The 24,343-nt window shown below is 70.9% G+C and carries 25 protein-coding genes and 1 pseudogene; 13 read left to right on the top strand and 13 right to left on the bottom strand.

All coding sequences use genetic code 11. The features are described 5' to 3' along the window. Positions 1-5: 5 nt before the first annotated feature. From ACN27J_RS19520 to ACN27J_RS19510, 3 genes are read left to right on the top strand one after another with little or no spacing between them, the layout of a single operon-like run. On the top strand, positions 6-1,961 hold the full coding sequence (locus tag ACN27J_RS19520) for an aminotransferase class I/II-fold pyridoxal phosphate-dependent enzyme (RefSeq protein ID WP_421368261.1): 1,956 nt from the start codon (positions 6-8) through the stop codon (positions 1,959-1,961). Then, positions 1,958-3,925, top strand: coding sequence for a DUF4910 domain-containing protein (locus ACN27J_RS19515; protein WP_421368260.1), 1,968 nt, complete (start codon positions 1,958-1,960; stop codon positions 3,923-3,925). The genes ACN27J_RS19520 and ACN27J_RS19515 overlap by 4 nt, the downstream gene beginning before the upstream one ends. Continuing rightward, positions 3,903-5,138 carry an MFS transporter gene (locus tag ACN27J_RS19510; RefSeq protein ID WP_421368258.1) on the top strand — a complete coding sequence of 412 codons (1,236 nt, stop codon included), beginning with the start codon at positions 3,903-3,905 and terminating at the stop codon, positions 5,136-5,138. Before ACN27J_RS19515 ends, ACN27J_RS19510 begins: the two co-directional genes overlap by 23 nt. 140 nt (positions 5,139-5,278) lie before the next feature. Here the strand turns inward: ACN27J_RS19510 and ACN27J_RS19505 are convergent, their stop codons facing one another. The 4 genes from ACN27J_RS19505 to ACN27J_RS19490 all read right to left on the bottom strand — a co-directional run bounded on the left by ACN27J_RS19505 (position 5,279) and on the right by ACN27J_RS19490 (position 7,262). Further along, complete coding sequence (locus ACN27J_RS19505) at positions 5,279-6,364, bottom strand: alkaline phosphatase family protein (protein WP_421368255.1); 1,086 nt, start codon at positions 6,362-6,364, stop codon at positions 5,279-5,281. Positions 6,365-6,540: 176 nt separating this feature from the next. Further along, entirely contained in the window at positions 6,541-6,804 is a 264-nt protein-coding gene (locus tag ACN27J_RS19500; protein ID WP_421368253.1) for a hypothetical protein, read from the bottom strand. 28 nt (positions 6,805-6,832) lie between these two features. After that, positions 6,833-7,090: a hypothetical protein gene (locus ACN27J_RS19495; RefSeq protein WP_278172379.1), complete on the bottom strand. Its 258-nt coding sequence runs from the start codon at positions 7,088-7,090 to the stop codon at positions 6,833-6,835. Next, positions 7,083-7,262 (bottom strand): hypothetical protein, encoded by a 180-nt coding sequence (locus ACN27J_RS19490; RefSeq protein WP_278172378.1) that lies wholly within the window; start codon positions 7,260-7,262, stop codon positions 7,083-7,085. The genes ACN27J_RS19495 and ACN27J_RS19490 overlap by 8 nt, the downstream gene beginning before the upstream one ends. A gap of 144 nt (positions 7,263-7,406) precedes the next feature. Here ACN27J_RS19490 and ACN27J_RS19485 point away from each other — a divergent pair, with 144 nt between their 5' ends. The 4 genes from ACN27J_RS19485 (at position 7,407) to ACN27J_RS19470 (ending at position 9,194) form a co-directional block, all read left to right on the top strand. Beyond that, complete coding sequence (locus tag ACN27J_RS19485) at positions 7,407-8,189, top strand: helix-turn-helix domain-containing protein (protein WP_421368250.1); 783 nt, start codon at positions 7,407-7,409, stop codon at positions 8,187-8,189. Further along, a complete protein-coding gene (locus tag ACN27J_RS19480; RefSeq protein ID WP_278172376.1) occupies positions 8,180-8,368 on the top strand; it encodes a DUF397 domain-containing protein in 189 nt (62 codons plus the stop codon). The genes ACN27J_RS19485 and ACN27J_RS19480 overlap by 10 nt, the downstream gene beginning before the upstream one ends. A gap of 221 nt (positions 8,369-8,589) precedes the next feature. Continuing rightward, the gene (locus tag ACN27J_RS19475; RefSeq protein WP_278172375.1) at positions 8,590-8,820 is read left to right on the top strand and encodes a DUF433 domain-containing protein; all 231 of its coding nucleotides are present in this window, start codon (positions 8,590-8,592) and stop codon (positions 8,818-8,820) included. Beyond that, a complete protein-coding gene (locus tag ACN27J_RS19470; RefSeq protein ID WP_278172374.1) occupies positions 8,817-9,194 on the top strand; it encodes a DUF5615 family PIN-like protein in 378 nt (125 codons plus the stop codon). The genes ACN27J_RS19475 and ACN27J_RS19470 overlap by 4 nt, the downstream gene beginning before the upstream one ends. Before the next feature lie 47 nt (positions 9,195-9,241). Here the strand turns inward: ACN27J_RS19470 and ACN27J_RS19465 are convergent. Continuing rightward, a pseudogene (locus tag ACN27J_RS19465) lies at positions 9,242-9,439 on the bottom strand (type I restriction enzyme endonuclease domain-containing protein); the annotation flags it as partial. A 239-nt stretch (positions 9,440-9,678) separates the two neighbouring features. Here ACN27J_RS19465 and ACN27J_RS19460 point away from each other — a divergent pair. Further along, positions 9,679-10,029 (top strand): hypothetical protein, encoded by a 351-nt coding sequence (locus ACN27J_RS19460; protein WP_421368246.1) that lies wholly within the window; start codon positions 9,679-9,681, stop codon positions 10,027-10,029. 21 nt (positions 10,030-10,050) lie between these two features. On the opposite strand, the gene ACN27J_RS19455 is transcribed toward ACN27J_RS19460, so the two are convergent. The 4 genes from ACN27J_RS19455 to ACN27J_RS19440 all read right to left on the bottom strand — a co-directional run bounded on the left by ACN27J_RS19455 (position 10,051) and on the right by ACN27J_RS19440 (position 13,029). Further along, a complete protein-coding gene (locus ACN27J_RS19455) occupies positions 10,051-10,623 on the bottom strand; it encodes a hypothetical protein (RefSeq protein ID WP_421368244.1) in 573 nt (190 codons plus the stop codon). Between the two features lie 37 nt (positions 10,624-10,660). Beyond that, positions 10,661-10,951 carry a hypothetical protein gene (locus ACN27J_RS19450; RefSeq protein ID WP_421368241.1) on the bottom strand — a complete coding sequence of 97 codons (291 nt, stop codon included), beginning with the start codon at positions 10,949-10,951 and terminating at the stop codon, positions 10,661-10,663. A 534-nt stretch (positions 10,952-11,485) separates the two neighbouring features. Further along, positions 11,486-12,073, bottom strand: coding sequence for a hypothetical protein (locus ACN27J_RS19445; protein ID WP_421368239.1), 588 nt, complete (start codon positions 12,071-12,073; stop codon positions 11,486-11,488). Further along, positions 12,070-13,029 carry a type 1 glutamine amidotransferase gene (locus ACN27J_RS19440; RefSeq protein WP_421368238.1) on the bottom strand — a complete coding sequence of 320 codons (960 nt, stop codon included), beginning with the start codon at positions 13,027-13,029 and terminating at the stop codon, positions 12,070-12,072. The genes ACN27J_RS19445 and ACN27J_RS19440 overlap by 4 nt, the downstream gene beginning before the upstream one ends. Before the next feature lie 104 nt (positions 13,030-13,133). Here ACN27J_RS19440 and ACN27J_RS19435 point away from each other — a divergent pair, with 104 nt between their 5' ends. The 5 genes from ACN27J_RS19435 to ACN27J_RS19415 all read left to right on the top strand — a co-directional run bounded on the left by ACN27J_RS19435 (position 13,134) and on the right by ACN27J_RS19415 (position 19,521). Continuing rightward, positions 13,134-14,540 (top strand): condensation domain-containing protein, encoded by a 1,407-nt coding sequence (locus ACN27J_RS19435; RefSeq protein ID WP_421368235.1) that lies wholly within the window; start codon positions 13,134-13,136, stop codon positions 14,538-14,540. Between the two features lie 76 nt (positions 14,541-14,616). Further along, on the top strand, positions 14,617-15,747 hold the full coding sequence (locus tag ACN27J_RS19430; protein WP_421368233.1) for an LLM class flavin-dependent oxidoreductase: 1,131 nt from the start codon (positions 14,617-14,619) through the stop codon (positions 15,745-15,747). Between the two features lie 5 nt (positions 15,748-15,752). Then, a complete protein-coding gene (locus ACN27J_RS19425) occupies positions 15,753-16,421 on the top strand; it encodes an FMN reductase (RefSeq protein WP_421368230.1) in 669 nt (222 codons plus the stop codon). Positions 16,422-16,520: 99 nt separating this feature from the next. Continuing rightward, positions 16,521-18,161 (top strand): peptidase, encoded by a 1,641-nt coding sequence (locus ACN27J_RS19420; protein WP_421368228.1) that lies wholly within the window; start codon positions 16,521-16,523, stop codon positions 18,159-18,161. A gap of 40 nt (positions 18,162-18,201) precedes the next feature. After that, positions 18,202-19,521 (top strand): serine hydrolase domain-containing protein, encoded by a 1,320-nt coding sequence (locus ACN27J_RS19415; RefSeq protein WP_421368225.1) that lies wholly within the window; start codon positions 18,202-18,204, stop codon positions 19,519-19,521. Positions 19,522-19,598: 77 nt separating this feature from the next. On the opposite strand, the gene ACN27J_RS19410 is transcribed toward ACN27J_RS19415, so the two are convergent. The 4 genes from ACN27J_RS19410 to ACN27J_RS19395 form a co-directional block, all read right to left on the bottom strand. Next, positions 19,599-20,153, bottom strand: coding sequence for a Uma2 family endonuclease (locus ACN27J_RS19410; RefSeq protein ID WP_421368224.1), 555 nt, complete (start codon positions 20,151-20,153; stop codon positions 19,599-19,601). Positions 20,154-20,167: 14 nt separating this feature from the next. After that, on the bottom strand, positions 20,168-20,857 hold the full coding sequence (locus ACN27J_RS19405; protein WP_421372343.1) for a class I SAM-dependent methyltransferase: 690 nt from the start codon (positions 20,855-20,857) through the stop codon (positions 20,168-20,170). Between the two features lie 53 nt (positions 20,858-20,910). Then, positions 20,911-21,114 (bottom strand): cold-shock protein, encoded by a 204-nt coding sequence (locus tag ACN27J_RS19400; protein WP_123604240.1) that lies wholly within the window; start codon positions 21,112-21,114, stop codon positions 20,911-20,913. A 240-nt stretch (positions 21,115-21,354) separates the two neighbouring features. Then, complete coding sequence (locus tag ACN27J_RS19395; protein ID WP_421368221.1) at positions 21,355-24,336, bottom strand: DUF5682 family protein; 2,982 nt, start codon at positions 24,334-24,336, stop codon at positions 21,355-21,357. Positions 24,337-24,343 lie beyond the last annotated feature (7 nt).

The raw sequence follows: 24,343 nt of genomic DNA, 5'->3' as shown, positions 1-24,343 counted from the left end.
CCGGCATGCCGCCGACCCCGTGGTACGAGCGCTACTTCACGGCTGACTACTGGACGTTCGCCGACGACGAGTACACGGCCGAACGCACCGCCGCCGAGGTCGCCTACCTGGCGGACGTTCTGGCCACCCACGCTCCCGGCCGGCGGGTGGTCGACCTGGGCTGCGGGGTCGGCCGGCACGCCGTCGGTCTGGCGCGTGAGGGCTTCGACGTGATCGGGGTGGACGTGTCCGGGTACGCGCTGCGGCGGGCCGCGAGCGCCGCCGACGCCGCCGGTGTCACCCTCGACCTGCGCCGGGTGGACCTGCTCGGCGCGCAGCCACCCGGGTGGGGGCTGCCCGACGTCGACGCGGCCATCTGCGTACAGGCGTTCGGCTGGGGAACCGACGCCGATCAGCTCCGGCTGCTGCGCGCGGTGCGCCGCCTGCTGCCCGCCGACGGTCTGCTCGTCCTCGACCATTCCAATGTGCTCGCCATCGCCCGGCACTACCGGGACGAGGCCCACGCGGACATCGGCGGCACCAGGTTCCACTTTCAGCGCCGCTACGACCCGGCCACCGGACGCAGCAGCGGCCGGGTCGACATCCGCCGGCCCGACGGCACCACCGCCGTCCTGCCCGACGACGTCCGCCTCTACCACCCGACCGAGGTGGCCACCTTGCTGACCCGCGCCGGGTTCGCCGTGGCCCGGACCGACGCGGACTTCACCGCAGGTGCCACGATGACCATGGACACCCGCTACGTCCAGTTCGTCGCCAGTCCGGCACCGGTGGTGGCATCGGCGCTGGACGGCCACCGCGCGCCAGTGCCACCAGGCCCGTCACCGGACCCGCCGCCGACCCCGTCACCTGCCGACGGCCACACCCGATCTGCCGCCGGCCCCGCCCCGGGGCCGCTCGACCTGCGCGCCGCCCCCGACGAGGCCGGACCGGTCGAACCCGCGCTGGCCGCGGCGTGGGCGTCGCTGGCCGCCGGGCCGGCCGCGATCCAGCGGGCACGCCGCTACGACCTGGCCGACCCGTACGCGGCGCAGCGGCTCGCGCCCCTCGTCGCCGGGTATCTGCGCTGGCCGCAGGGCCGGCAGCTGCCGCCCGAACGGGTCACCGCCGGCGCCGGTGCCACCGGCCTGCTGCACGCGCTGGCCCGGCTCGGCGACGGCGGCACCGTCCTGGTCGACGTGGCCGGCCATCCGGAACTGCCCGGCGCCACCGGCAGCCAGGTCCGGGCCACGTCGCTGCGCGACCCGTCGGACGCGGTGGCCGCCGTGACCCAGCACCGACCGGTGCTGACCGTCGTCGACCGGCCCGGCCTGCTCGGCCCGATCTGGACCGGGGACCAACTGCGCCGGGTCGCGCAGGCCTGCGCCACGGTCGGCAGCGTGCTGGTCGTCGACGAGACGCTCGGTGCCTACCTGCCGCCCGACCAGAGCGCCGCCCCACTCACCGACGAACTGCCCGGCACCGTCGTCATCCGCAGCATGTCCAAAGGGTTCTGCGCCGGCGGGCTGCGGGTCGGCTACGCCGTCGCCGCCCCGGACCTGGCCGACGTCGTCCGGCAGGTGGCGCCACCGCTGGCGGTCAGCGCACTCGCCCTGGACCTGGCCGCCGCGCTGCTCACCCAGCAAGATCCGCTGGCACCACTGCGGGACCGGATCGCCCAGGTGAAGCCGTACGTCGAGGAGCAGCTGGTCGCCGCCGGGCTCACTCCACTGCCGACCGATCCCCGGCTGCCGTGGCTGGTCCTGCCCGGTGACGACGGCGTGCGACGGATCCTGGCCGCCCGAGGAGTGCTCGCCAAGCAGGTGCCGTCGCTGGAGCCGGGTGGCCCACCGGGAGCGCTGCTGCGGCTGTCGGTCCCGCTGTCCGAGGCCCGCCTGACCGCCTTCACCGCCGCCTTCACCGCCCCGACAGCCGCCGTTGCCGGCTCCGCCGCCGGCGGACCTGCCCCGACGGGCCTTCGATGAGACTGTCACAGCTGGTCGCGGCGGTGCACGAGGGCATCGACGTCGTCGCTGCCATGGTCGACGTCGCCGAGGTCGCCCGGCACGACCGCTACCAGGCCTCGGCCGGAATACACGCCGCGGCCGGGTACGTCGCACAGCGGGCGGCGGACGCCGGCCTGCGCGACGTCACCGTGCACACCTTCCCGGCAGACGGGGCCCGCCGGTGGTGGACCTACCAGGCCCCGATGTCGTGGACCCCGGTGCGGGCCAGCCTCCGGCACGGCGGCGAGACGCTGATCGACTACCCGGCACAGCCGTACACCCTCGCGGCGTACTCGGCACCGACCCGCGCCGGCGGTGTCGCCGTACCACTGCTGCGCTGGTCGGCGATGTGCGCCGGCGCTGATGCGACCGGCACACTCGTGCTGCTGGACGACGTCCGCGTACCGTTTCCGGAATGCGCCCGGCGGGCGGCGGCCGGCGGTGCCGTCGCGGTCGCCGCAGACCCGCTCGGCACCCGGACCGACCGGCTCGCCGACCAGGTCGGCCGGCTGGAACTGCTGCCCGGTACGGCGTTGGCCGGCTTCAGTCTCACCGCCGCGCAGCTCGCCAGGCTCAGCACCGCCGCCGACCGGGGCGAGGCGGTCACCGTCGAGGTGGCGGTGGCCGGGTCGACGGCCGACATGCCGGTGGTGACCGGGGTGCTACCGGGCGACGGCGGCGGCGACGAGTTCCTGCTCTCGGCGCACCTGTGCCATCCCCGGCCCAGCGCCAACGACAACGCGTCCGGCGTCGCCGCGCTGCTCGCGACCGCCCGGCTGCTCGGTGCCCGGCCCGCCGGCGGACCGGATCTGCGTTTCCTGTGGGCACCGGAGTTCGTCGGTGTCGCCGCGTACCTGCACGATCTCGTGGGCAGCGGTGCCGTGGCCCGGCCCAGTCTGGCGGTCAACGTGGACATGGCCGGGCAGGACCCGTACCGCTGCGGCAGCTCGCTGGTGATCGAGCGAGGGCCGGACGACGTACCGTCGTTCCTGCCCGCTCTTGCCGGACGCTGCGCAGGCCTGACGCCGGCCCGGGCCCGGTCCTACAGCGGCGCGGTGCCGTGCGATCCGGGGCAGGCGGTCACCGCGCCGTTCTCCGGGGGTTCCGACCACGCGCTCGTCTCGGACGCGCCGACCCGGTGCCCGACGGTGTCCTTCGGGCACTGGCCGGACCGGGCCAACCACACCTCGGCCGACACGCTCGACATGGTCGACCCGGCCGAGCTGCGTCGCACCGTCACGGTGGCGGCGTCGACCGTGGCGGCGGTACGCGGGCGCGCGGACCCGGCGCTGGCCGCCGACATCGCCGACGCGTGTGCCGGCTGGGCCGCCGGGCACATCCTGGCGGCGCTGCCCGGCCGGCAGCGTCCGCCAGCACCGTACCCGTACCGTGACGACGGCAGCCCGGTGCTGGACCCGGCCAGCGACGCCGCGTCGGTCCGGCGGGTGGCGCACCGCAGCGAGATCGTCGGCAGGTGCGTCAGCACGCTGACGTACGCCGGTGTGCCGGCCGGGGAGATCGTCCGTACGGCGCGCTGGCTGGCCGACGTGTCCGCCACCGCTGCCGACCGCGCGCTGTGCGCCGACCCGTCGACCGCCGACGAGGCGTCAGGTACGGTGCTGGCCCGCGCCGCGCTCGGCCCGGCCAATCCCCGGGCGCTCGCCGCCACCGCAGCTGACCGTGCCTGGCTCGCCGAACGCCTGGCTGAGGATCGGGGCGGCAGCCACGCCCGCGTACTCACGCTGTTGCGAGCCGTCGACGGTCGGCGTGGCCGCCGCAGCGCGGCCTGGTGGGCGGCGCTGGCCGGCGAACTCCCCATCTCGGTGGCGTTCGCCGACCGGGTCTTCGACATGCTGCACCGGGCCGGCTGGGTCGTCCCGGTGCCCGATCCTGAGGATCTCGACGCGGCTGAGGAGATCGATGCGACCCGTCATCCTGCGTGACCGCAACATGCGGCTGCTCCTTGCCGGTCAGGCGTTCAACATGTTCGGCAGCACGATGATGGTCATCGTGTTGGCGATCTGGATGAAGGACCTCACCGGATCCACCAGCGCCGCCGGCCTGGTATTCCTGCTCATGGCGATCGCCGTGCTGCTGTCGCCGTTGACCGGTCTGCTGGTGGACCGCCTGCCGCGCCGGTGGATGATGACGGTCAACGACGGGACGATGGCGGTCCTGATCCTGGCACTGCTGACAGTGGACGGAACGGCCGACCTGTGGCTGGTGTACGTCGTCACTTTCCTGTACGGCTGCTCCGGGCAGATCTACCGGGCCTCCCGTGGCGGACTGCTGCACTCGATGCTGCCCGACGACAGCCTCGGCAACGCCAACGGCGTACTCAGCAGCCTCAGTCAGGGGATGCGGGTGATCGGGCCGGTCGTCGGCGCCGCGCTCTACACCACCAGCGGCATCGAGGCGGTCATCCTGGTGGACGCCGCGACGTTCGCCCTGTCCGTCGCGTCGCTGGTGCTGCTGCGCCGGCCTCGGGATCTGGTCCGGTCGGCCGACGCCACCGAGCGCGGCTCGCTCGCGACCGAGGTCGCCGCCGGGGCCCGGCACGTGGCCCGCCACCCGATCATCCGGCGGATCGTCGTCGCCAGCGCGGTCGCGTTCGGCGGTGCCGGCATGATCAACGTGGCCCTGTTCTCCCTCGTCAGCGACGGGCTGCAGCGTCCGACCGCCATCATCGGGATCCTCGGTGGCATCCAGGGTGCCGGCAGCGTCGTCGCCGGTCTCCTGGTCGGGCCCGCGATGCGCCGCTACGGCGAGTACACCGTCGCCTGCGCCGGCTTCCTGCTCAACGGGGTCGGACTGGCCGCGGCCAGCACCGCCACCCTGACCGGGGTCGCCGCCGGGGCGGTCCTGGTCGGGTTGGGGTTGCCGCTGATCCTCGTCGCCGAGGTGACCCTGGTGCAGCGGCGCACCTCCGCCGAGCTGCAGGGCCGCGCGATCGTGGCGTCGGAGGCGATCATCAATACGCCGTACGCCGTATGCATCGGGGTCGGCACCCTCGTCGTCGGCACCGTCGGCTACCGGCCGATCTACTTCGCGGTCGCCGCAGTCTTCATCCTGGTAGGGGTTGCGCTGTTGCCGTTCCGGGCGCAGACGCACCCGCAGCGGCCGGCCGACGTCTCGCCCGTCGGCACCGCCTCATAGCAGCCTCGTGTCCGGGCGGCCCCGTGGTCCGGGTGGCTGCGTGTCCGGGTGGCTGCGTGTCCGGGTGGCTGCGTGTCCGGGTGGCTGCGTGTCCGGGTGGCTGCGTGTCCGGGTGGCTGCGTGTCCGGGTGGCCCGCGTCCTAGCGGCTCCGCCAGATTGCCAGCGGTACCACCGTCTCGTCGGCCGAGTCGGCGCCGTGCTCCCAGCTCAGGCTGGTGTCCGGCACGGGGAAGCGCTCGTCTGCGGCGATCGCGATCACCGGGCCTACCCGGTCCCGCCAGGCTTCGTCGGTGGCCACGATCCGGGCCGAGGAGCCGAGTGCCGCAGCGAGTCGGCCGCCGGCTTCGTCTTCGTCGCCGGGGGCCGGGTACAGCCACCGGACCCGGCCCGCCCCGCCGGCCGGGAGCAACCGCCGTGCCGGATCGTCCAGAGCAGACCATGCCCGCACCAGGTTTTCGTCCGGAGCGCACCGGACCTGGCCGTGGTCCGAGTGGCCGATGACCGTCCAGCCGGCCTGCGCCCACCGGGCTGCCCGGCTGCCCAGCTCGGCCATGGCCGCCACGGCTCGTTCGTCGTAGCCGTGGCGGTGCAGGTAGTCGTCGAGGTTGACGTAGGTCCACAGGAGCATCGGTTGCCGCCGCCGCACGTCGCCGGCCTGCCCGCCGATCTGCTCGTCGACTTCTTTCATCGCGGCGTCGACCAGCAACGCTGGGTCGCGGGCATGCCGGGCGAGCGTCTCCGACGGTGCAGCCGGGACGACGGTCGCGCCCCGGAGCAGCGCCTGCGCCCATGGGCCGGGTAGGTGGGCGATCTCCCGGGCCACCGCGCGGCACTGCACGCCGTCGCCTGCAGCCCGGTCGAAGATGGTCGGGTGCTCGATCACGAGTCTGGGGTCGCCGCCCGGGTCGGCCGGTCCCTGCGCCAACACCTGGCCGGTGACGGCGTACACCAGAGTGCCACGGCCGGGGACGCGGTAGACCATCCCGGGTACGCCGTGCTGAGCCGGCCCGACTCCGGTCATGGCGGTCAGCCAAGCGGTCGTCGACGTGCTCGGGAACGTGCTGGCCAGCTGGGTCAGCTCGGCGGTCCGCCAGCCTGCCGCCAGCGCCGCGTCGTATGACAACCCGTCAACGGCAAGCATGATCACCCCACGTCGTGCCCGCGACAGCTCGTCGCAGACGACATCGGGCATGTCCGCCAATGAGGCGTACGAAGCTGACGGCACAGAATTCTCTCCTCCTTCCCGGCATTGTGGATCACCGACGCCACCGCCGCCGCCAGGCTGGCCGGCACCGACGCCACCATGTGAGGCTGAGATACCTTATCCGCCGGTTGAAAGGTATCTCAGCCTCACATGATCTTGATGATCCCGGCTCGGCGGGTGTCGGGGGCGAGGGCCGGTCAGGGTGAGCCGTGCAGGGTGACCCGGTAGCCGAGTTGCTGGCCGTAGGTCATCAGTGGGCGCAGGGTAGGGACCAGTTCGGTCGCCTCGGTGGACCAGTGGTGTCCCCGGTTGCCGTCGAGTCGGCGGTGACGGGCAGATGTCGTGTGCCGTTGTTGGTGCAGCTCGCGTCGCAGGTGGTGCAGCCGCTTGGACGCCGTGGACCGGCCGGAGCGCCAGTCGAGCCAGCGTAGCCACCAGTCACGTAGCATCTCGGTGATCATTTCTCTCCCTTGATCAATTGGTCGATGGTCAGGTTTCCGTGCGCCGGGGTAGTCGGTAGAGTCCGTGGCGCTGGACGAATATCTCCCGCCGTTCGGCTGCGTTGCCGTGGCGGTCGATGACGTATCCGGTGAGCCAGATCCAGCCGTCGTAGGTCCATTTGCGGTCGACGGCGATGACTCGGAGTCGGATGGCGCGGTCGTCGGCGAACTGGACGCTGGCTTGCCGGCCGATGATCAGTACGTCGCCGGGTTTCGGCTCGGGTGTGGCGAGTAGTCGGCTATTCACCAGGCCGTTCCGCTATCGGGTAGGTCGTACGCCCGCAGTCCGGGCACCACCTGGACTTGACCTTGAACGACCACAACCCCGCGCAGAAGCCGAGCAGCGCCGCGCTGAACAACGCCCCGATTTCCACCATCGGCATCCCTTCCAACTGAACCGTCGCCGCAATTCTGATCATGAAAACTTCGTCATCCGGATTTGTTCTCCACCCTGGACTTCCGGGCGCTGTCGGAGCAAGATGCCGTGAGGGCCACGGAAAGCAGGCGGCAGCGGCCCGGTAGCCAGTGGACAAAGTCGAGCGAACTGGGGGATGTGAAGACCTATGTCTGCGAGCGAGTATCTGGTATTAGAGCTACGCCGGGTCCGAGAGTCGCTGGGGCTTACTCAGGAGTCCTGGGCGGACCGCGTCCACTTCTCGGCGAAGCACGTGGGCTCCATCGAGCGTGGTGAGCGGCCGGCGTTGCCGGACTATCTGACCTCGGTCGACAAGGCGTTCGGCACCGCGTTGATGAAGTTCTACCGGGAGTTCGTCGTCGGCGAGCACATGCCCGTCTGGTTCCGGCCGTTCAGCGACCACGAAGGCAACGCCACGCTGATCCGGGCGTTCCAGCCGCTGCTGATCCCCGGCCTGCTGCAGACCGAGGCGTACGCGGAGGCGGTGCTATCGGCGTACCGGGTGCCGGAGGACGCGGCGGCGATCGCGTTGACCACCCGGATGGGCCGGCAGGCCATCCTGCGGCGGGAGAAGCCCTGCCAGCTCGCCGCCGTCATCGACGAGAGCGTGCTGACCCGGCGGGCAGGCAGCGCGGAGATCATGCGGGAGCAGCTGACCGCACTGGTCGAAGCCTGCCAGCGGCCGAACATCCAGGTGCAGGTCGTGCCGTCGGAAGTTGGCGTCTACCCGGGGATGGACGGTCCGTTCGTGCTGGCGAACGTCGACGGCCGGACGGTTGGCTATCTGGATGGGCACCTGGACGGCCGGGTGGTGGAGGCCCCGGACCACACGGCGGACTTGGAGGGGACCTGGGAGACAATCCGGGGGTACGCTCTGCCGCACCACCAGAGCCTTGACCTGATCACGAGGACGGCTGAGAAATGGACCTGAGCCCCGCCCCTAGTTGGCGCACCAGCACCTACTCCGAAGCCGGCTCCTGCGTCGAGGTGGCCGACAACCTGCCCGGCCGGGTTCTGGTCCGGGACACCAAGGACCGCAGCGGCCCGATGCTGACCTTCGGCCCGGCCGCTTGGCGCTCCTTCGTCGAGCTCGCCAAGCAGCACCACTGAGCCGACAACCGGCAGCGGGCCGAGCTTCAGAGGCTCGGCTATTCCCGGACTGGGCAGGCTCGCCTGCTGCCCGGTCCGGGAATAGCCGCAGTGTGACAAGACAAAACCTCGGCGGCGTACCCACGAGGGGCAGGGGCGACCGGGGTCTACGCAGACCAGAGTACCGGGGCTGGCCCGGTCGGTTCAGGGCCGGTTGGGTCACCACGGGTTACGATGCCGTCATGAACTTCGAGCGGATCACCGTCAACCTGGCTCAGATGGGTGGGGCACCGTGCATCCGTGGGTTGCGCATCCCGGTCGCGACGGTGGTGGCGATGGTTGCGGACGGCATGAGCCCGGACGAGATCGTGTCGGAGCTACCGGACCTGACCGTTGATGACGTCTGGGAGGCGCTGCGCTTCGCGGCCGAGGCCGTCCGGGAACGGGAACTCCCGTTGCATCACGCGGCATGAGGTTCCTGGTCGACAACAACCTGTCGCCAGCGGTGGCGACGGGTTTGCACGCTCACGGGCACGATGCCGAGCACGTGAGAGACTACGGTTTGGCTGCGGCGCCGGACGAGGTCGTACTGGAGCGGGCACGCCAGGAACAGCGGGTCCTGATCTCTGCAGATACTGACTTCGGCACTCTGCTGGCATCCTCCGGGGCTGACGAACCGTCCGTGTTGTTGGTGCGCCGAATCAGCGGCCGTCGAGCTGCGCAGATCGTCGCGATCCTGGCTGCGAACCTCGACGCGATCGCTGACGACCTGGCCAGCGGAGCAGTCGTGGTGGTTGGTGAGAACTGGCTGCGAGTCCGGCCGTTGCCCATCCTGCCTGGCAAGTGACCTTTCGCCGCAACGTTGCGACCCCTAACCGCGGCGGACCTACTCGGTCAGCGGTTGGCGGATCGGCCGTTGGGAGCCCACTCGTCGGCGAAGGTCTCCATCTGGCGGATCACCAGGTCGACGGCGGCGCGCTCGTGGTCCGGCGGGTAGTCGTAGCGGGCCAGTAGGCGGCGGATGTGGGTGCGCAGCTTGGCACGCACGGGCTCACGGGAGAACCAGTCGATGGTGTTCGACGATTGGATCGACTGGCGGCTGGGTACTGCCGGTCAGCGATTGAGGCGGTCAGCATGGACCGCTACCGGCTCGCACAGCACCGGGCCGGTACGCCGTACCAGCAGATCCAGGAGCGGCTCGGCGACGCGGCACGGCGTCAAGGACGTGCTCAGCCTCGGGCTCTTCTGCCGTGTCGTGCCCCGGTAGGACCTGACCGCGCTGGTGAGGCAGTTGCGATGAACCAGTCCGTCTCCTCGCCACCGCCGACCGGATGCTCACCAGCGTGATCCGCGGCGCCCGAGGCGCCTGGCCCCGGGCATGTGCCGGGCTGCTACGGCACGAGCTTGAGGCGGCTATGGACCGTTACTGGGCCCGGGTCTGTCCGGCGATCGGGCGGATCCAGGTGCAGCGGCCGAAGCTGCCCCTACTCGCCCACTACGCTGGGCCACAGCTGGCGGGCGGGGCCAGCTACCTGTCGTGGGCACTGTCCCGAGCCGGTCACCACCACCACTACGAACTCGGCGTCACCGCCGCCGAGCTGAGGCGACACTGGGCCGAGCTGCTCGAAGTCGTCGCGCTTATGGACCGCTCGGAGCCATCGAAACACGGGAAGCGCAAGTAGGCCAGTGCTTCCGCGTCGGCATCAGTCCAACTGGGTCACGACGTTGCCGTCGACGTCGTGGCCGACGACGGCGGTGATGTCGGAGAGGTTCATCCCGTCGCGCTCACCCTTGTCGCGAGGAAGCCAGACCGCGTACGCGCCGATCTGGCGATTTCGGGTGGCGGGGAGCCGGTGTACTGCGGCCGTGGCAGTCTGGCCGAACATGGTCACGGATACGCTGGTCACGGCACCGCGTACGGGCCCGACCAGGATGATCTCCCGCAGCTGCGAATCAAGCGGGACGGCGTATGGCATCGGCTTGGTGGGCAGCAGCGGCGGACCGACGGTGTCCAGCGCCTCCGGCGCCGGATCGCAGAAGACGAACTCGTTCTCCTTGCCCTCCCTGCGCTTATCGCCGACGCGGGCAACGCGTACGCAGAACGAGTCTTCAGCGAGCCAGGCGGCGGTCTGCCAACCCGGTACGCGGGCATCCAACACCACGGGCTGTCCGACGGTCGGGGTCGGCGGAGGTGCCTCGGGGGCGGGAGCAGCGGCAGTGCAGCCTTGCACGGCGAGTAGCCCGCCTACGACGGTCAGGATGATGCGGGCGCGCATGCCGAAAGTATTGCGTATGCCTGATGTCGACTGTTGCTCAGATCTTGGCGGCTTCATCGACGGCCAACTCTACTATCCTCCGGTAGTCCTGTTCGGCCCAGCCTGAGTTATCGAATTCAAGCCAGATCAGCTTGTTGTCCGTAACTACGAGGAAGGCTGCCACCCATCCGTCGATCTCCTGACCGGGTGCCTTCGACTGGAATATCAAGTCTCCGTTGTCCTGGATGGGCGATGCGCATACCTGTGCGGCCTTTACGACCGTATTCGTGACGGGGTCAATGGCTCGTCCGGAGGCAATCATCTGGCGAAGCTCCTGGATTACCGCCACTTCTCCATCTGGCACCGGTTGATGCCCCCTGATAGTGCCGAAATGTAGAGTTTCGGCGCCTTCGCCAGCGAGAATTGCGCTCGCGTGTGTTGGGTTCCTCGCTATCCAGGGAAATGGGCGTTCGCATTGCGGCTCACCGGCTGCTGCCTGCTGGGAGCACGTATGCCGACTCAGCTGGGCCGAGCGGTACCCATGGCTCTTGCTGGTGGAGCTTGGCCATACTTGCTCGACTTTCAAGAGTCCTTCGCTGCTTTCTGGAAGCTCGGACTCGCATGTCTCTGGTCCGTCTGTCGGGGTCGATCCGGATAGTGTTGGCGACGTGCTTGACTCTGCTCCTGGTGGCCGTCTGACAGCGCCAATATCGCAAGCGGCAACGGAAAAAGTTGCGGTGAGGGTCATCAAAGTTGCTGCGATTGCGTTTCGGCGCACAGAACTCCTCATGGCAGGAAGCGTCGAATGGTGGTGCTGCGGCGTCGCGGTCAGTGCGGTGCACAGCGTCGGACAGTTCGCGCCAGCGTCCGCAACTGGTCATCGCTACCCCTGGTTGGCGTCGTCACCCGGCAGGAGGGCGGTGTAGGTGTCGCGGAGGGCGGTGAGGCGGTCGCGGCGGAACCGGCCCGGTTCGCGTCGTCGCATCCGTCGCCCGACCTCGCTGGTGATGGCGTCGGGCGGCACTTCGTCGGCGTCGGCCGGGATGAACTTCAGCGCCTCGTCGAGCGCGGCGATCGCCCGGGACAGGGCAGCCGTGGCACGCCGCCGCTGTGCCGGGTCGGCACCAGCAGGCCCGGCGGTGGCGAGGTCGGCGGGGACTAGGGCGGCGTACTGGTCGGCGACGGCGAGCCACTCGCCCGGGTCGATGAGCCGCGACGGCTCCGGGCCACCGTACGAGAAAGCAGCGCCGGCCGACGGGCGCACCGGCTCGGCGGGCAGTCGGAGCAGGAACTCGCGTGCGGTGCCGCAGCCGGCACAGCTGCCCTGGTAGCGGGTGACCAGGTCGCCATCGGCGAGCGCGACCACCTCGACCTGCGGCTCGAACTGCGTTTCACCGCAGCCGCACGGGTGCAGCTCGACGCAGAGGCGTGCTTCGGCGCTGCTGCGCGCCGCCGGCAGGACGACGCTCACAACACGCCGCCGACCGCCGCCGGCACCCCGCCATGAGCACCAGCACCAGCACCAGCACCAACACCAGCACCAGCGACGGCACCAGCACCGGCGGCGACACCGACACCAGCATCGGTGGACGGCGTACCGGTCGGAGCGGTGTCGGGCCGGACACCCAGGTGGACGTGGTACCGCAGCCAGTTGGCCATCAGCCGCCGCGAGGTCGCGACGATCTGCGCCTCACGGGCGTACAGGGTGGCGGTGAAGGCGTCGAGGTCGGCGTCGTCCGGGCCGATCCAGCCTTCGCGTACCAGCGCGCCGCGTCGACTGCGGGCCAGCGCCGAAATGATGCTCGCGGTGATCTCGGGGTGGGCCTGGATCGTCCGTACGGTCGGGCCGATGGCCAGCGCTTCGTTGCGGTAGACCTGGCTGTACGCCAGCTCGACGACCGCCCCTTCGGGGGCGCGCGCCGGCACCTGCTCGACCACGTCGACGTGCGAGGTGAACAGGTCGAACTCGTCGGGCAGCCCGGTGAACAGCGGGTCGCGCCGACCAGCCGGGGTCAGCCGTACCGTGTCGATGCCGAATCGGCGGCCGTGCCCGCCGATCGCCGCCCGCCCGCCGACCGACTCGGCGCGGGCCTGATGCGACCAGCAGATGTGCAGCTCGGGTACGCCGGCCCGAGCGGCGGCCCGGAAGAACTCCTTGGTCCGGGTGATCCACGGCAGCTTCTCGTACGCGGAGTGTCCGGATCCGCCGCCGATGACCGCGTCGGCCTCGATGGTGTCGGGCAGTGGCTGACCGTCGGCGACGTTGATGGTGACGATCTGCGCCGGATCCAGTCCGGTGGCGGCGGCGATCCACTGCGGATAGCTGGTGAGGCCGATCGCGGTCAGCAGAGCGCGTTCCTGGGTGTTGACGAAGAGCAGCCGGATCCGGTCCCGGACCCGGTGGGGCGCGCGCGTGTGGTGGGGCACCTGCCGGAGACTACCGCCCAGGCGGTGATCATCGGCCGATCGGTCATAGGAAAGCGCTTACTCGACCCTGTCGGGTAACGGCACACTCACTGATACTGGTCGACGTGGTGACCGAACTGTCGACCGTGGGCCGACGTACGGTGTCGTTCGTCGCGCCGGATCCGGCGCGCACCGCCCCGATCACCTGGGGTCAGCGGGCACTGTGGATGGCGCTCCGGCGGCACGGCGCCAGCCGGGCCATGTTCGCGTTGAAACGGCACGTCGCCGTGCCCCGCCGGGCACGCTCCGACCCGGAGCGGGTGTACGCGGCGATCGCCGCCCTGATGGTGCGGCACACCGCGCTGCGCACCCGGCTGGAGCTGGCCGGCGACGAGCCCCGTCAACTGGTCGCCGACCGGGGTGACCTGCCGGTGCTGGTGGTGCCGGCCGGATCGGCGGATCCGGTGGCGGTCGCCCAGCGGGTAGCCGACGAGTTGGCGGCGGAGCCGTTCGCGCACGCCGACGACTGGCCGCAGCGCATCGCCGTGGTGACCCGCGACGGCGTACCGCACCAGGTGGTGGTGGTGTTCAGCCACACCACGGTCGACTTCCGGGCGGCCGAGCTGGTGCTGCGCGACCTGCGGCTGCTGCTGGCCCGGGGCCGGATCGACGACGCACCCGGCCTGCAGTCGGCGGACGTCGCCGACCTGGAGCAGCGGGAGAGCCACCGGCGGCGGTCGGCGCGGGCGGCGGCGTACTGGGTGGAGGTGACCCGCCGGCTGTCGCGCGACACCCGGATGCCGCAGCGGGAGCCGTCCACCCCGCGTTTCCGGCGGGGCGTGCTGACCTCGGCGGCGGCGGACACCGCGACCAGGATGCTCGCCGTACGGCATCGGACGACCACCTCGACGGTGCTGCTCGCGGCGGCGGCGCTGGTGGTCGGCGAATACTCCGGCAACGACCTGGTCGGCATGCACACGATGGTCAACAACCGGATGCTGGACGGCTACCCGGAGGCGATCGCCAAGCTGAACCAGCTGGCCCTGGTGCCGGTCGACCTGACCGGGGACCGCCGGATGGCGTACCTGCTGCCCCGGGTGTGGCGGGCGGCGCTCGACGGATACCGGCACGCCTACTACGACCCGCAGACGCTCAGCGACGCGTTCGGCGCGGCCGGCCTGCCGTACGCGACCGGGGTGAGCCCGCACTGCTATCTGAACGACATCCGGCTGTCGGCGGACAGCGACCTGTTCGGCCGCGACGTCGACGAGGCGGCGGTACGCGGCGCGACGGCCGGCACCACGTTCCGGCTCGCCGAGCGGATCGAGCGGTTCACCTGGCGTACCCGGATCGAGATCGTCGACCGGCCGGACGGGCTGGGGCTGGCGCTCACCGCCGACACCACCTACTTCTCGACCGACGACATCGAGCGGTTCCTGCGGGCGCTGGAGGCCCGCCTCATCGACGGGGCGTTCGCGGAGCCGTCCGCTGAAGCGGAGCCGCCCGTCGGCGGCCCGCGACTCGCGGAATAGTTGACGCAGCAACTATGTTTGGCCGGGTAGTCCGAGGGAATCCCAACCGGCCCCTCGCCGCGAGGAGGAGCAGACCATGCAGTTCGGCGTCTTCACCGTCGGTGACGTCACCGTCGACCCGACCAACGGTCGGGAGCCGACCGAGCGTGAGCGAATCAAGGCCATGGTCGCCATCGCGCTCAAGGCCGAAGAGGTCGGCCTGGACGTCTTCGCCACCGGCGAGCACCACAACCCGCCGTTCGTGCCGTCGTCGCCGACCACCATGCTCGGCTACATCGCGGCCCGGACCGAGCGGCTGCTGCTGTCCACCGCGACGACGCTGATCACCACCAACGATCCGGTGAAGATCGCCGAGGACTACGCGATGCTGCAGCACCTGGCCGACGGCCGGGTCGACCTGATGATGGGGCGCGGCAACACCGGCCCCGTCTACCCGTGGTTCGGCCAGGACATCCGCAACGGTATCCCGCTGACCATCGAGAACTACGACCTGCTGCGCCGGCTGTGGCGTGAGGACGTCGTCAACTGGCAGGGCAAGTTCCGTACCCCGCTGCAGAGTTTCACCTCGACGCCCCGCCCGCTCGACGGCGTACCGCCGTTTGTCTGGCACGGCTCGATCCGCAGCCCGGAGGTCGCCGAGCAGGCCGCCTACTACGGCGACGGCTTCTTCGCCAACCACATCTTCTGGCCGAAGGAGCACACCCAGCGGATGGTCGGCCTCTACCGGGAACGGTTCGCCCACTACGGGCACGGCTCCGCCGACCAGGCAATCGTCGGCCTCGGCGGGCAGGTGTTCATGCGGCGCAACTCGCAGGACGCGGTGCGCGAGTTCCGGCCGTACTTCGACAACGCCCCGGTGTACGGGCACGGTCCGTCGTTGGAGGACTTCAGCTCGCAGACGCCGCTCACCGTCGGCAGCCCGCAGCAGGTCATCGACCGTACGCTGACCTTCCGCGAGTACGTCGGCGACTACCAGCGGCAGCTGTTCCTGGTCGACCACGCCGGTCTGCCGTTGAAGACGGTGCTGGAGCAGTTGGACATGCTCGGTGAGGAGGTCGTGCCGGTGCTGCGGCGCGAGTTCGCGGTGGGCCGGCCGGCGCACGTGCCGGACGCCCCCACCCACGCGTCGCTGGTCGAGGCGGCCGCTGACGGCAGCACAGCAGACAGTACGGCTGACGCCGACGCCGCCGCGCCGGCAGCGGTGTGACGGCGATGACCACGGGCACCGGCGGCCGCCGTCGACTGGCGGTCGTCACCGCCGGAGTACGCCAGCCGTCGACCAGCCGGCTGCTCGCCGACCAGCTCGCCGCCGCGGTCCGCGACGAGCTGGCCGGCCTCGGCGGGCAGCTGGAGACGACAGTGATCGAGGTACGCGACCACGCCCACGAGGTGGTCGACAACACGCTGACCGGCTTCCCGGCCCCGGCGTTGAAGCAGGCGTTGGACGCGGTGGCGGCCGCCGATGGACTGGTCGCGGTCAGCCCGGTGTTCAACGCCGCGTACAGCGGGCTGTTCAAGGCCTTCTTCGACGTACTGCCGGAGGGTGCGCTGCTCGACAAGCCGGTCCTGGTCGGTGCCACCGGCGGCACCGCCCGGCATTCGCTCACCTTGGAGCATGCCCTGCGGCCGATGTTCGCCTACCTGCGTGCGGTGGTGCTGCCGACCGCCGTCTTCGCCGGCCCCGAGGACTGGGCCGGGGAAAAGGTCGGCGACCAGGCCACAGACAGCGGCGTCCAGGCCGGCGCGCTACGCGGGCGGATCTCCCGGGCCGGTCGGGAGCTGGCCGCCGAGATGCACCGCCGGGAGCCGGTACGGGTGGCCGACCCGTTCGCGTTGACCACCGACTTCGAGCAGCTGCGGATGAACTCGAAGCGCGGGTGAAATCTCGGACGCAATTGATCCCGGTGGTGTGATCGGGGTGGCGGACCTCGTGGACTGTCGATAGAGTCCGGCTCCTGTCCCGTCCACAGGAGAATCATGATGCTGAACGCAGCCGGCTGGCGCCGGCTCGGAGCCGGCACCCTGCTCGCCGGTGCCCTCGTCGTCGCGGCGGCCGCTCCGGCCGCCGCCCAGAACCCGGGGCCGGACCTGTTCGTCTCGTTCGACCAGGAGCCGGTCGCCGAGGTGGACAACTCCGGCGTCACCCTCGGCATGTACGTCTACAACTACGGCGATGCGCCGGCGAGCGACGTGACCATCGTCGTCGACGCCACCGGCGTCGACGACGCGGTGCAGTTGGCCGAGGGCTACCATCCCGGCTGCGAGATCACCGACCGGGTCGTCACCTGCGCGTACGGTGCCCTCGCCGCCGGACTGACCGACCACGTCTACCCGGTGCGGCTGGCCAGCCGGGCCGGTGCCACGCCGGGTGACGCCGGCACCATGACCGTCACCATCAGCTCGGCCGAGCAGGACGCCAACCCGGCCAACAACACCGAGACCTTCCCGGTGACCGTACTGGCCTCCGGCCCTGACCTGGTCGCCCTGGTCGACGACATCAACACCGAGCAGGACCGGGTCGGGCCGGGCGACACCGCCCCGCTGTACGCCGCCGTACTCAACGAGGGTGACAGCACCGCCGCCAGCTACACGATCGGGCTGGACCTGCCGACCGGAGTCGGCTTCGTCGACCAGTACACCGACTGTGACTACATCTCCTACTGGCCCAACGACCCGAAGACGGAGGGGTACGCGTACGGCCCGAGCCGGGTCACCTGTGCGCTGACCATCCCGCTGGCACCGGGGGAGACCCTGTTCCTCGTCGACGAGCAGGGCGAGTCGTTGTTCGACCTGTACTTCGGCAACAACCTGGCCGGTCCGGGTGAGACGAGCGGGTCGTTCGAGGCGCGGCTGGTCGCCGGCGACCCGGCGCAGGCGCAGGCACGGGCGTCGACGGCCGGCGGGAAGTCGATCAACGAGGCGCTGGCGAAGGCCCAGGCGTCGGCCGGCCGCTCGGCGGCGTCGCTGATCGAGGAGATCGACACCGAGGACAACGTCGACTACTTCGCCGTACACACCAAGCCGAACACGTTCGACATCGCGGTGACGGCCGAGCCGGTGACCGGTGAGCCGGGCGAGACCGTCGACCTGACCTTCACCGTGGTCAACAACGGGCCGTCCGACGGAAGCGGACCGGGCGTGACCGTCACCGCTCCGTCGGGTACCGTCCTGCTGCCGTCCGACTGGTGCTACACCGAGGGCGAGCCGGGCACCCGGCTGCCCGAGTCAGCGGCGCTGCGGTGCAACTTCGAGAGCATCTTCCCAGCCACCGCGTCCGGCGGCGGGCGGATCACCCACACCCTCCAACTGAAGATCAAATCAACGCCGGGTACGGACGGAACGATCGTCGCCGACAGTGGCGGGCCGTCGACCGAGTCCGACCCGTCGAACAACACCGTCGCCATCGTCTTCACCGGTGCGGGCGACGACCCGGACGATGAACCGGGTGGCGGCGGGGCCGGCAGCGGTGACCACCTGCCGATCACCGGCGTGCCGGTCGGCACGGTCGTCGGCGTCGGTGTGGTCGCGATGGCGCTCGGCGTCGCGCTGCTGCTGACCGTACGGCGGCGGACGGGCAGGAGGCCGGATCGTCCGCCAGCGGGAGCCGGCTCTCGCACCTGAGCACGATGCGTTACCGCCGTCGGACGCTCAACATGTAAATATGTCTAGCCTTTTCAGGACACTCCGGGTCGCCGCCACCAGCGTGACGTTGGTGGCGGCGATCGCCGTCGTGCCGGCTTCCGCCGCAGCACGACCCAGCCCGTCCGCCGGTCCGTCCGCCGGTCCGTCCGCCGGTCCGTCCACCGGTGGATCCACGTCGGGCGGCTCGTCCGGCGACGCTATCGACCGCGCCGAGCTGCAGGCCGTACTCGACAACGTGCCGGAATCCGGCGTGCCCGGCGTCCTGGCCGCCGTCCGCGACGGCCGGCACGAGTGGCAGGCCGCCGCCGGCCACGCGTACGCCACCAAACCTCGCCCGATGCAGCCGTGGATGCGGCATCGGATCGGCAGCATCACCAAGACGTTCGTCGCCACCACGGTGCTGCAACTCGTTGACGAAGGCCGGCTCGGGCTCGACGACCCGATCGGGCAGTGGCTGCCCGAGGCGGTCCCCGGTGAGGTGGGCGAGCAGGTCACGGTACGGATGCTGCTCAACCACACCAGCGGCATCGGCAACTACACCAACGCCATGATCACCTCGTACGCCGCGATCGACCAGATGCAGGTCACCACGTACCCGCCGGCGGACCTGGTCGCAACGGGCCTGGCGATGCCGCGCACCAACCCGCCCGGCGCGATGTTCAGCTACTCCAACACCAACTACATCCTCGCCGGCCTGCTGATCGAGGCGGTCACCGGCAACGGCCCCGTCACCGAGGTGCAGCGGCGCATCCTGCGACCGCTGCGGCTGACCGGCACCTCCTTCCCCGGCGTCGACCCGAAGATCCGCGGCCCGCACGGCGGTGCCTACTTCGCGCCGTACGGTGTGCGTGACCTCGGCGAGTTCAACATGAGCTGGGCGTGGACCGCCGGCGAGATGATCTCCACCACCGCCGACCTGAACACGTTCTACCGGGCGCTGCTCGACGGTGAACTGCTCGACGCGGACACCCTCGACGAGATGCTCACCACGGTGCCGTTCGACCCGTCCGCCCCGCAGTTCGGCGGCTACGGGCTCGGCATCTACTCGGCGCCGATGCCGTGCGGCGAGTTCTGGGGACACGACGGCGCGGTGCTCGGCCACCTGACGATCTCGCTGCACAGCCGGGACGGGGTACGCCAGCTCTCCACCGGCATCAACCTCAGTCACTACAATATCGGGTTCCCGGACGCGCATCCGGTCGACATCGCCTGGCAGACGCTGCTGCTGACCGCGCTCTGCCCGGCCGACGCGTCGGCCAGTCGGTCCGCCGGTGCGGCCCAACTGCCGCCCAGCGTGACCCGGCTGCCCGGCAACGCGGGGCCGGTATCGGTCGGATAGCCGTACGGCGACCGTTCGGCCGTGGTCCCGGTTGCGCCGTCCGGCGCGCCGGGACCATCCGGCGGCCCTGCACCTATTCAGTGGAGGTCGTGCTCGGCCGGGTCGGTGTTGAGCACCCAGGCGAGCGGCATGGTGGCCCGGGGCAGATAGTGGTCACCCTCGTGCCGGTACATCGTGACGGTCTGCGCCGAATCTTGGCCGATCGTCCAGTACTGCGGGATGCCGGCACCCGCGTACTCGGTCGGTTTCGCGACGGTGTCGGTGGCCTCGGATCCCGGCGAGATGATCTCCACTACCAGCAGGACATCGGTGACAGGTAGCCACACCCCATCGGCCTGCGCCTTGCCCCAGACGACAAGGTCAGGAATGCGCCCACCGGTGCTCCCGGCTGCCCCAGGGATACGCAGGCCGACCGTCTGGGCGATACGGTCGGCGGGAATCCCGGCGGCGAGCAGCCATCCGGTGAGCCGGGTGGCGATGATCGCGTGCATGTACCCGGCCGGTGGCATGACCGACAGCACTCCCTCGGGGCTGATTTCGTACCGATGGTGCTCGTCCTCGGCCATCATCGCGGTGAGGTCGTCGAGCGTGATCACCGTAGGCATGTGCCGGCCGACGGCTTCCGCGCTCATACGCTGACTCTAGCTCAGCGACGCGGCAGGAGGGTCAGTACCTGGGTGCAGTCGAGCAACGAGTCCTCGGCGGCACCCGCGTTCAGCTGGTGGTAGCTGACGACCGGGTCGAGCCGGTCAAAGGCGCAGTGGCCCCTACCCGGATCACCCACCAGCACCTGCACGCCCCGGTCGGCGAGCCGGCCGAGGAACGGCAGCACCCGGGTGGCGAGTTCGGCGTTGTACAACGCGTCGCCGGCCAGCACCAGGTCCACCTCGGTCACGGTGCCGTCGAGCAGGTCATCGACGGTGGTGGTGAGCCGGGCATCGTTGACCACGGCGTTGAGCGCTATCGCTGTCGCGGCGTACGGATCGATGTCGTTGGCGGTGACCGTCGCGGCGCCGGCCATCGCCGCCGCGATGGCGACCAGCCCGGAGCCGGAGGCGAGATCGAGCACCCGCCGCCCGGCGACCACATCGGGGTTGTCGAGCAGGTAGCGGGCCAGTGCCTGACCGCCGGCCCACGCCGAGGCCCAGTACGGCGGCGGTAGTCGCCGGCCGGCGGCGGCTTCCAGCCGCGCCCAGAGCAGCGTCGGATCGTCGGCGAGGAACAGCTTGATCTCCGCCGCGAGTGGCACCCTGGTCAGCCGGAGCTGGTCCGCTCCGCCGGTGTCGGTGCCTGCGGCGTCGTCGAAGAGCTGCCGTTGCAGGGGATCCGGTGCCAGCCCGCCCTGGGACGACGCCGTCGACGGTCGCGTCCCAAGGGACGGGGACAACCTCAGATCACCCGGATGTTGGCCGCCTGCAGGCCCTTCTGCCCCTGCTCGACGTCGAACTCCACCCGCTGGTTCTCTTCCAGGGTACGGAAACCGCTGGACGCGATCGCGGTGAAGTGGGCGAAGACGTCAGCTTCTCCGCTGTCCTGGGTGATGAAGCCGAAACCCTTGTCAGCGTTGAACCACTTCACGGTGCCGATTGCCATGTCTGCTCCTAGCCGGTGACGGGTCCGCGACGTGCGGACCTCTGCTGCCGCACTCATCAATCTCCGTCCGGAGAGACCGGCAGAATCTGCCAATGCCCGGCTGCTGCCGACTGCGATCAGGCAGGCGGCATGAAGAAATCAACTGCAACGCGGCAAACCTAGCATGTCGAGGGGTACGAGTGCCCCGGCCTCGCCGGTGCCGGCAGCGTACCGCCGGCACCGGCGCCCCCCGGGCCACTGTCAGCCGGCGGCGGGGACCAGTCCGACGTGCGCGGCGACCCCGGCCGCGCTGGCCGGGAACCGCTCCAGCAGGTCGGCCACCGCCGGATCCCCGCCGGCATTGCCGGACCCTCCGTCGGCCGGACCCAGCCCTACCGCCTGCCCGTCGGCCGTGACACCGACCGGATCGGCGGCGCAGTCCAGCAGATCCGCCACCGCCACAGCGGTCAGCGGATACTCGGCCAGCAGCTCCGGCGCCGGCCCGGACATCGCGTACCGGGCAGCCTCCGCCGCTGGTCCCGCGTCGTCGCCCGGCGTGGCGGTATGGGCGACCGCGGCCCATGGCGGGGTCCAGGAGTCCAACGCGGGCAGCGACGCCGGGAAGGTGCGGCCGGCCTCCCGGACCAGGATCGGCACCAACTCGCCGGCCTGCTCCCGCAGCGTGGTGATCAGCGTCGGCAGCCAGGGCAGCAGCACCGGGTCGGGCAGCTGGCCGAACGCCGCCGACAGCACCTCCACCACGAACGGTGCCAACGTCGGCACCGGCTCCAACGCCTGCACGAACCCGCTCAGGTAGTGCGGGAACGCCCCGACGGTGAGCGGGCTGGCCAGCAGATCCGCGCACCGGTCGCGCAGCTCGGCCAGCGGCAGCTGACCGAGCTGGGACTGCGCCGCCCAGTGCAACGCGATCTTCGCCGGTGCCTCCGGATGCGACTGGCGTACCGCCAGCTCCAGCTGGGTCCGGTCGCAGCCCAACGCCATGGCGACGCTCTCCATGGTCATCAGGAAGCCCAGCATCGCCGCCACCTGCCGCAGCCCGGTCTCGTCGTCGACGAACGCGGTCGGCAGCAGGGTGCAGTAGTGGGCGTACCCGGTGCTGACGAAGTCCTGGCACCAGGCCGGCAGCTCCGGTTCACCGCTGGTGCGGTAGTACGCCAGCAACTGCCGGATCCGCTGCAGCACCTCCGGTGCCCCGTCGGCGGTGCGCTCGGCGGCGAGCAACTGCACGGCTCGGGCACCGAGCTCGTCGGTGAGCCGCCGATTCTGCAGGAACAGCAGCGAGTCCTCGACCGCCGCGAGGGCGTGCGCCGCCGTGGCCTGCGGATCCCAGGCCGCCCGGCGTAGCCGCTGTTCGAGCACCTGCTCGATGGTCACACCCTCGTAGCCGAGCTCGATGATCGACCGCTGGTGGCGACCGATCGCGACGTCCCAGCTCTCCTGGACGGACTGCTCGCCGAGCCGCCGCTCGCCCATGATCGGCCGGACCACCTCGGGTGGCAGCAGCCGCCGCAGCATCCACAACAGGTCGGAGCAGGGCCGCAGCTCCGGCTGCCCGTGCAGGTCCAGCAGTGCCCGCTGCACGGTACGCCGCTTCGGGTCCAGCCCGAGGGGCGCCAGCCGGTCGTAGACGTCGCGGGCCAGCGGTGGCAGCGCGTCGTAGCCGACCCGACCGATCCGGTCACCGCCGAACATGATCTCGCACAGCCGGCGTACGTCGCGCCGGCCCGGCACCACGTCCTTCTCGATGCAGGTGACCGCGGCGTCGGCGAAGTCGTACGGGGTGGGCCGGCGTCGGTTGCGCATCCCGGCCAGCAGCACCGCCGTCTCGAAGATGGCGATCGCGTCGGCGGTGCTGGCCAGGTAGCCGTTGCGCCGGGCCAGCCGGACGATGTCGACCGACCAGCCGCGCAACTCGGCCTCGTCGAGCTCACCGGGCCGGCTCGGGGCGGCCAGGAAGCCGCTGAGCCGGTCGTCACTGACCGTTCCCGCCGTACCACCGCCACCGGTCGCCGGTCGCGCCGCCGCTTTCGGCTTGCGGGCCGAACTCTTGCGGCCGCCCTGCTGCCCGGCCAGCCGGTACGGGGTGACCTTGCTGCCGGTCAGCGCCTTCTGCCAGGTGCTGGCGGCGATCGACACCGTGCCACCGGCCAACCCGAACTGTGCCTCGATCGCCGAGTGGCTGGACGGGATCAGCCCGTACCGCCACTTGGTGCCGGTCCGTGCGGTGATCTCGAACGGTGCGGTCGACCGTACGCCGAACTGCTCGACCCGGCTGGCCGCGTGGAACGCGCCGCAGACGTACAGGCAGTCGGCCGGGTCGGCACCGGAGGCGGCGAGGTGTTCGCGCATTCGGGTCCACATGTAGCGTTCCCGGTCCTCGTCGCGGTCGCGCCGTGCCGCGTCGCTCGGCCGCAGCCGCCGGAACAGGCTGCCGATCATGACCATAACCTGCCGGTACGTGTCGTGGTCGGCGCCGATCAGCGGCTGCTCGACGTACTGGTCCCACCATTCCGACCAGTGCCGCACCTTGCCGTGGTGCAGCAGGTACGCCTCCAGCTCGGCGAACCCGGGGCGCAGGTCGCCGATGCCGACACCGACGGCGTCGCCGTGCAGCGCCTTCTCGTCGTCCTCGCCGCCGGCCTGGTCCTGCTGGTCCTGCCGCGCCGCCTCGTCGTCGCCGTCCGCCGGGGCGGCCGGCTCCGTCCGGTCATCGGACTGCCACTGGAAGACGTGGTCGGTGGAGCGGTCCACCAGCAGCAGCTCGACGCCCGGCGTCTCCAACGCGTACGCGATCGCCTGGTACTCGGCGGACGCCTCGGTGATCGGCGCGATCACGCTCAGCGGACCGGACCCGGCGGGGAAACCGTCCAGATCGCTGGCGAAGGCCTGCAACGCCACCGGCAGCTCGCAGTTGCGCAGCTCGGTCAGCAGCGGCTGCATGTCTTCGCACAGCTCCAGGTAGATCACCTTGGGCTGCTTGTCGCGCAGCCGGCGGGCCATCGCCAACGCCGACGACGGGGAGTGGTGGCAGACCGGGAAGATTTCCAACTCCTCGCCGAGCGCGTGGTCGACGTCGTCGACCAGGCCGGCGAGGATGCCGGTCAACGCGTCAGGCGAGTCGGCGAACGCCGTCGCGGCGTCCGCCAACTGCTCCCGCAACGCCCCGAACCGGCTGTCCGACGACGCACCCGCGACCGGCGTACCCGTGACGGGCTCGCTCATGACGGGC

Origin of the sequence: Solwaraspora sp. WMMB762, assembly GCF_049179115.1 — a bacterium.
Classification (GTDB): Bacteria; Actinomycetota; Actinomycetes; order Mycobacteriales; family Micromonosporaceae; genus Micromonospora_E.
Note: the sequence above shows the minus strand (reverse complement) of the source record. Positions and strands in the feature narration are given on the sequence as shown.